Source organism: Vibrio rhodolitus (genome assembly GCF_003350325.1).
Lineage (GTDB): Bacteria > Pseudomonadota > Gammaproteobacteria > Enterobacterales > Vibrionaceae > Vibrio > Vibrio rhodolitus.
The window spans coordinates 97,892-104,913 of the sequence record NZ_QLYZ01000018.1 but is presented as its reverse complement, the minus strand read 5'-3'; the positions used below and the strand labels follow the sequence as shown (position 1 = coordinate 104,913).

Below are 7,022 nucleotides of genomic sequence, written 5' to 3'. Positions count from 1 at the left end.
AGATATAAAGCCATCCATGACCGATGGGTATGACTGCTACCAGAATGCGTTAGCAGAGAGAGTCAATGGGATACTAAAACAAGAGTTCCTACTCAATAGGTGTCAAGACATCAAAGAGCTCAACCAACTAGTAAAAGAGTCTATTAGTATCTATAACAATATGAGACCACATCTTAGCCTCGGGATGAAAACCCCAAATGAGGTTCATGAAAAAAGCCAGCTGCTAACGCAGTTGGCTTAGTATAAAACTGTCAACGTATTTTAGGACGAGACAGGATAACTACAGTTTAAAGCGCTTGATCTCGCTCTCTAGCTCATAAGATAGCTGAGACAGTTGCGCAGCTTGCTCTGCCGCTTCATTGGCTTCATCGGCTAGGTCTTGTGATACATCGCGAATACCGATGGTATTGCGTGTGATCTCTGAGGTTACCGATGCTTGCTCTTCCGCCGCTGAAGCAATCTGCGTTGCCATGTCGCTAATCACTTCCACTGCCGCTTGAATTTGCGTTAAGCTCACTGCCGCTGAATCTGAATCCACCACGCTAGTATCGGCTAGCTGGCGGCTATCGCCCATAATGCCCACCGCTTTTGCAGTCGTAGCACGCAGGGTTTCGATCATCTGTTGAATCTCTTGCGTCGATGAATGCGTACGCTGACTTAACACGCGCACTTCATCCGCTACCACAGCGAAACCACGTCCTTGCTCACCTGCGCGCGCCGCTTCAATCGCCGCGTTCAATGCAAGTAAGTTGGTTTGCTCTGCAATACCTTGGATAGTCGATAGAATCGTATTAATGCTGTGACCATGCGCTTCAAGCTCTTGAATCACTTGAGTCGCCACTTCTACTTCACGAGCGAGATTCTGAATAGATGATTGAGTTTGTACGACTTGCTGACCACCATGTCCACACACTTCTACCGCTTGTGAAGATTGTTGAGCGGTATTGTCTGCGTTGCCCGCGATCTCTTGCGTCGCAGCAGCCATCTCGTTGATCGCTGTCGCGACCATATTGATTTCATCTTGCTGAGTACGAATACGCGTGCTGCGCTCTTCCGCTTGCTGCGCGGTCGTTTTCGCTTGTTCGCTTAATGACGCTGATACCATGCTCAGTTTGCTGACCATTTGATGCATATTACCCACGAATGTATTGAAGCTCGTTGCTAGGCGACCGACTTCATCATTGCTATGCGGTACAAGACGTTGAGTTAGGTCAGCATCACCAGAGGCGATGTCTTCTAGTGCTTGTGATACACGTACTAAGTCGCGGAACAAGTAGCTAACAAGGAACGACACCGCGATACCCACTAGGATAGTAATCACAGATGCTGTTACTAGCAGCTCAGCTAAAAGTGTCGCATGACCTGCTTGTTCAGTTTCACGATCCATTTCGATCGCAAACAGCCAATCTGTTTGTGGTACCGCTTTAAAGTAAAATAGCTTTTCTACGCCGTTACGTTCGATGATCTTAATTTGACCAGAACCAGCATAACTCTCAACTAGCCCCATATTCAGTTCTGGAGACAGTGAATTGACTGGCTTTAACAGCAGATTTTTGTCAGGGTGCGCTAAAAAGGTACCAGTTTGCTTATCAATCAGCATCGCGTAAGCATTTTTACCTGCGTCTAGGCTAATAACGTCGTTGATCAGTTGGTCAATCAGAACGTCAGCACCGACTACACCAACTAACTGACCGTTTTGGCGGATCGGTTCAGCGATTGTTACTAGAAGTGAACCGGTAATCGCATCTTTATAAGCAGGAGTAATCACCTGTTTACCCGCGCGATTAGCGTCAGAGTACCAAGGACGAGTACGAGGATCGTAATCGGCACGGTTACGCTCAGGATGAGAGCGGTACATATCCCCCGCAGGCGTACCTAAGAAAATGTCATCGAAGCCACCTGCAATGCGAGCTTGTTTGAGAAATGGCACCACATCCGACTGGTTAACATAGCCATTAAACGCAGATGCGATATCTTCGCGAATGGTCACCCAATCAGAAATACCCGTTGCAGCAGTATTCGCCATACTTTCCGCACGTGAATACATGCCATTACGCGTTTGTTGATAAAGCTGGTCAGCAGACAACCAAGTAAGGGCACTCGCCATTAGCACTACCGCCAATAAGCTTGCACCTATGAGTTTTTGTTTTAGTGATAGATTCATTGATGTTTTGTAGCAAGACAGAATAGTAAGTGCGCGAATTTTAGCTACAAAAAAATACAGTTGCACGAAAATTCCCACACTTTTAGATATTTAGGTTAATTTGCGAACATATCACCAAAATAGAATATGAGACTGATTTAATAAATTATTTCGCTATTATCATTAGATGAGAGTGGTTAAAGAAAGAGGAAAAAATGGCAAGCCAAACTTCGATTGGGTGTCTTGCCAAAAATTAAGACGTTTGGAAGGAAAATGAGTGCTATTTGCTGCTTCGCTAGGCTGAAGGCTTACTTAACTTTCGCACTCACCAAAACTGTAGTGTGCCAGAATCAGGCTTTGGTTGCCGTCGATAGAACCGTACCTGCGCCAATAAATACCCCGCCAGTAACACGATTAAATACCTTCGCGCGCCCTCTGGCGAACAGCCAGTTAGAAGATTTCGCGCCCAAGAAGGCGTAAATCGCCAACCAAGAAAACTCCATCACAATAAACGTGGCAGTGAAGATAATATATTGACTAAGCAGTGATTGCTCGGGGCTAATAAATTGCGGAAAAAGTGCGGTGAAGAATAAGATAGCTTTGGGATTGCTGCTCCCAACAATAAAGCCTGACACATAATGTTTAAGCAGTGATTGCTCTTGACCTGTTTGGCTCTGTTGCAACTGATAGTCTTCTTCGCGAGACATAATGGCTCGAATACCCAAATAAATCAGATACGCAGCGCCGACGTATTTAATCACGTTGAAGACTAGTTCTGAAGAAGCGATGATCAACCCTAGTCCAGTAAACGACAAGGTTAATATAATTGTAATCGCACTCAGGCTGCCAAGAGCAGTAAATACACCAACTCGAAACCCTTGTGTCACCCCTTTGGTCATACACAATAATGAACTTGGTCCTGGTGACGCGGTAAGAATTAAAATGGCGACAAAATAGAGCGCCCACGTTTCTAAACTCATACTAATCTGCTCCTTGCTGATCATAACAACTCCCTCTCTCGGGAGACTTCGAATTGTTAACTTCCTTGTAACAAACATCAATTGAACAGAATTTACGCTCTTTGTCTAGCGATGAGTCTCTCTATTGGGTATCAGACATAAAAAAACCGAGCGCGAGGCTCGGTTTTTATTTCTATTTGAAGTCTTATTCCGCAGAGTCTTCTGCAGAATCGTCCGCTGGTGCATCTGAGTTTGCTTCAGCTTGAGCTGCTTCATTTGCAACTACTTCGCCTTCTTCACCCTCTTCCGTCAGCTCTGACTCTTCAATTTCATCGATACGCTGTAGACCTACCACTGACTCATCCGCAGCCGTACGGATTAGTGTAACACCTTGAGTATTACGACCAACCTGGCTTACTTCAGCAACGCGAGTACGAACAAGTGTACCTGCGTCAGTGATCATCATCATTTCATCGCCTTCTTCAACTTGAACAGCACCTACTACAGGGCCATTACGTTCTGAAACTTTGATAGAAACAACACCTTGAGTCGCACGACCTTTGATTGGATACTCAGCAAGCTCAGTACGCTTACCGTAACCATTTTCAGTCACTGTTAAGATGTCACCTTCATTAGAAGGAACAATTAACGATACAACTTGGTCTTCGTCTGCGAGTTTCATACCACGAACACCTGCCGCAGTACGACCCATTGGACGAACTTTGTCTTCGCTAAAGCGAACAACTTTACCCGCTTTAGAGAACAGCATGATATCGCTTTGACCATCGGTAATGTCGACACCAATCAGTGCATCATCATCACGTAGATTAACGGCGATTAGACCATTTGAACGTACGTTCGCAAACTGGTCTAGAGACGTCTTCTTAACAGTACCGTCGCCAGTCGCCATAAAGATAAACTTATCTGCGCTAAATTCCGAAACAGGAAGAATAGCAGTGATACGCTCACCTTCTTCTAGCGGCAGAATATTAACGATAGGCTTACCGCGCGCTGTGCGACTTGCTAGAGGTAGCTGGTAAACTTTCAGACGGTATGTCTTACCACGAGTAGAGAAACATAGGATGTTGTCATGAGTATTCGCAACTAGCAAACGCTCGATGTAATCCTCTTCTTTCATCTTAGTTGCGCTCTTACCTTTACCACCACGACGCTGTGCTTCATAGTCGCTTAGGATTTGGTATTTCACGTAACCTTCATGAGATAGAGTCACTACTACGTCTTCACGTGCAATTAGCTCTTCCATGTCAATGTCGTGGCTAGCCGCAGTGATTTCAGTACGACGAGCGTCGCCAAAGCCATCACGTACCGCTTCTAGTTCTTCACGAATCACTTCCATCAAACGCTCTGAGCTTGCAAGAATGTGCATTAGCTCTGCGATTTCATCTAGTAGTACTTTGTACTCGTCTAGGATCTTCTCGTGCTCTAGACCGGTCAATTTGTGTAGACGTAGATCTAGAATCGCTTGCGCTTGTTGTTCAGTCAGGAAGTACTGACCATCACGGATACCGTATTGTGGCTCAAGCCACTCTGGACGCGCAGCATCTGTACCAGCACGCTCAAGCATTGCCGCTACATTGCCAAGATCCCAACCGCGTGCAACTAGACCCGCTTTTGCTTCAGCTGGTGTTGGCGCGTTACGGATAAGGTCGATGATTTCATCGATGTTTGCTAGTGCTAGCGCCAAACCTTCAAGGATATGCGCACGCTCACGAGCTTTACGTAGTTCGTAGATAGTACGACGAGTCACCACTTCACGACGGTGGTTAACGAAGCACTTCAACATCTCTTTTAGGTTAAAGAGTTTAGGCTGACCATTATCTAGGGCAACCATGTTGATGCCGAATGTAGTTTGCAGCTGAGTTTGCGCGTAAAGGTTGTTTAGAACCACTTCGCCTACTGCATCACGCTTACATTCGATAACGATACGCATACCATCTTTGTCAGATTCGTCACGTAGCGCACTAATGCCTTCAACTTTCTTATCTTTAACTAGCTCAGCAATCTTCTCGATTAAGCGAGCTTTGTTCACCTGGTATGGGATCTCAGTAACGATAATGGTTTCTTTACCATTCTTCTCTACTTCGATGTCCGCTTTTGAACGCATGTAGATCTTACCGCGACCAGTCTTGTACGCGTCTACAATGCCTTTACGACCGCTGATTAGCGCCGCTGTTGGGAAGTCAGGACCAGGGATGTATTCCATTAGCTCATCAATTGTGATTTCTTCATTATTGATGTAAGCCAAGCAACCATCGATTACTTCGCCTAGGTTATGAGGCGGAATGTTGGTCGCCATACCAACTGCGATACCAGAAGCACCGTTTACCAGCAGGTTTGGAATTTTAGTTGGAAGTACTGCCGGAATTTGTTCCGTACCGTCGTAGTTAGGTACGTAATCAACAGTCTCTTTGTCTAAGTCAGCCAATAGTTCGTGTGCGATTTTCGACATACGAACTTCGGTGTAACGCATTGCTGCAGCAGAGTCGCCATCGATCGAGCCAAAGTTACCTTGACCGTCGACTAGCATGTAACGTAGTGAGAACGGCTGCGCCATACGTACGATAGTGTCGTACACAGCACTATCACCATGCGGGTGATATTTACCGATTACGTCGCCAACAACACGGGCAGACTTTTTATATGGTTTATTCCAATCGTTGCCTAATACATTCATCGCGAATAGAACGCGGCGGTGTACTGGTTTTAGGCCATCACGCACATCTGGAAGAGCACGACCCACGATTACTGACATCGCGTAGTCTAGGTACGAACCTCGAAGCTCGTCTTCAATGTTTACGGGCGTGATCTCTTTAGCTAAATCGCTCATAGAGCCATTATCCCTCTATTATCAGATCGTAAATACGATACGTGTAAGGTGCAAAAATATAACACACAAATCGTCACTTCGGCATCACTTTCCCTCTCCTTTTATCAGGTTGTGAGGTCGGTTGTGAATCAACTGCTGACTATTTGCACACAACTTGCATACCTTGCTGAATTCTGGTCATTTTATAGCCAGCTTAAGTGAAAACAACCATTCACTTTTGAGTGGTTGAAAATTGTCGCTATAATGCCCGTCGAAGTTTGCCAAATAGATAAATGGATTATGACAAAACAACAAAACGTAGATCCAAACGAGATCAAGAAGTTTGAAGAGATGGCTTCCCGTTGGTGGGATCTCGAAGGTGAGTTTAAACCTTTGCACCAAATCAACCCACTGCGTCTTAATTATGTCTTAGACAATGCCGACGGTCTTTTTGGTAAAACCGTACTTGATGTGGGCTGCGGTGGCGGCATTTTAGCAGAAAGCATGGCAAAAGAAGGCGCCATAGTGACTGGTCTTGATATGGGTAAAGAGCCTCTAGAAGTTGCGCGCCTGCATGCGCTAGAGACAGGTACGAAGCTGACTTATATCCAAAGCACGATTGAAGACCAAGCACTTGAAAACGCCGGTCATTATGATGTGGTTACCTGTATGGAAATGCTTGAACACGTTCCTGACCCACTTTCAGTGATCAAATCTTGCGCAGCTCTTGTTAAGCCTGGTGGTCACGTTTTCTTCTCCACACTAAACCGCAATATCAAATCTTACCTATTTGCGATTGTTGGCGCAGAAAAGCTACTTAAAATCGTGCCAGAAGGCACCCATGACCACGACAAATTCATTCGTCCATCTGAGATGATCAAAATGATCGATCAAACGGATCTTATCGAATATGGCATCACAGGTTTGCATTACAATCCGTTAACAGACAGCTATAAATTAGGGCGTAACGTCGACGTTAACTACATCGTTCACACCCGCAAATTCTAGCTTGGTCAATATTTGTTCGATCTCTGGCGGTAGCACATTGTGCCCGCCTTTTTTAATGAATTTTGCATAATTTACGTGCGATTGA

General features: G+C 45.3%; 5 protein-coding genes. 2 read left to right on the top strand and 3 right to left on the bottom strand.

Annotated features, from left to right (window positions below):
• Positions 1-241: integrase core domain-containing protein (locus tag DPF93_RS16160; protein WP_164675382.1), on the top strand; the 241-nt coding region annotated here is incomplete at its 5' end.
• 39 nt (positions 242-280) lie between these two features.
• On the opposite strand, the gene DPF93_RS16155 is transcribed toward DPF93_RS16160, so the two are convergent.
• The 3 genes from DPF93_RS16155 to gyrA all read right to left on the bottom strand — a co-directional run bounded on the left by DPF93_RS16155 (position 281) and on the right by gyrA (position 5,950).
• Positions 281-2,164, bottom strand: coding sequence for a methyl-accepting chemotaxis protein (locus DPF93_RS16155; RefSeq protein WP_114767154.1), 1,884 nt, complete (start codon positions 2,162-2,164; stop codon positions 281-283).
• Between the two features lie 329 nt (positions 2,165-2,493).
• Positions 2,494-3,123, bottom strand: coding sequence for a LysE family translocator (locus tag DPF93_RS16150; RefSeq protein ID WP_114767153.1), 630 nt, complete (start codon positions 3,121-3,123; stop codon positions 2,494-2,496).
• 184 nt (positions 3,124-3,307) lie between these two features.
• Positions 3,308-5,950: a DNA topoisomerase (ATP-hydrolyzing) subunit A gene (gyrA, locus tag DPF93_RS16145; RefSeq protein ID WP_114767145.1), complete on the bottom strand. Its 2,643-nt coding sequence runs from the start codon at positions 5,948-5,950 to the stop codon at positions 3,308-3,310.
• Positions 5,951-6,229: 279 nt separating this feature from the next.
• Here gyrA and ubiG point away from each other — a divergent pair, with 279 nt between their 5' ends.
• Positions 6,230-6,937, top strand: coding sequence for a bifunctional 2-polyprenyl-6-hydroxyphenol methylase/3-demethylubiquinol 3-O-methyltransferase UbiG (ubiG, locus tag DPF93_RS16140; protein ID WP_114767144.1), 708 nt, complete (start codon positions 6,230-6,232; stop codon positions 6,935-6,937).
• The last annotated feature ends 85 nt before the right edge of the window (positions 6,938-7,022 follow it).

Coding starts and splice junctions, on each gene's coding strand:
- DPF93_RS16155 (WP_114767154.1), bottom strand. CDS start 2,164: ATGAATCTATCACTAAAACAAAAACTCATAGGTGCAAGCTTATTGGCG.
- DPF93_RS16150 (WP_114767153.1), bottom strand. CDS start 3,123: ATGAGTTTAGAAACGTGGGCGCTCTATTTTGTCGCCATTTTAATTCTT.
- gyrA (WP_114767145.1), bottom strand. CDS start 5,950: ATGAGCGATTTAGCTAAAGAGATCACGCCCGTAAACATTGAAGACGAG.
- ubiG (WP_114767144.1), top strand. CDS start 6,230: ATGACAAAACAACAAAACGTAGATCCAAACGAGATCAAGAAGTTTGAA.